This window comes from Pseudomonas sp. 51_B, from assembly GCF_017491595.1.
Taxonomy (GTDB): domain Bacteria; phylum Pseudomonadota; class Gammaproteobacteria; order Pseudomonadales; family Pseudomonadaceae; genus Aquipseudomonas; species Aquipseudomonas promysalinigenes.
Genome location: NZ_JAFGYW010000170.1, coordinates 1 through 527 on the forward strand (window position 1 = coordinate 1; position 527 = coordinate 527).

General features: G+C 55.8%; 1 protein-coding gene. It reads right to left on the minus strand.

The window, feature by feature from the left end:
- Positions 1-527, minus strand: a 527-nt coding sequence (locus J5M56_RS24220) for an EF-Tu/IF-2/RF-3 family GTPase (RefSeq protein WP_207937971.1), incomplete at both ends; no start/stop codon positions are given.

The window sequence follows — 527 nt, forward strand, 5'->3', positions numbered from 1 at the left end:
TTGATCAGGGTAACAGTCATCTGAATGTTGTCACCTGGCATTACCATTTCAACGCCTTCCGGCAGTTCGCAGTTACCGGTCACGTCAGTGGTACGGAAGTAGAACTGTGGACGGTAGCCTTTGAAGAACGGAGTGTGACGGCCGCCTTCTTCTTTCGACAGAACGTAGACTTCTGCGGTGAACTTGGTGTGCGGCTTGACCGAACCTGGCTTGACCAGAACCTGGCCACGCTCAACGTCGTCACGCTTGGTACCACGCAGCAGAACGCCGCAGTTCTCGCCAGCACGGCCTTCGTCCAGCAGCTTGCGGAACATCTCAACACCGGTGCAGGTGGTGGTGGTGGTGTCACGCAGACCAACGATTTCCAGCGGATCCTGAACGCGGACGATACCACGCTCGATACGGCCGGTAACAACGGTACCACGACCCGAGATCGAGAATACGTCTTCGATCGGCATCAGGAATGGCTGGTCGATAGCACGAACTGGCTCAGGGATGTAAGCATCCAGAGTTTCTACCAGCTTCTT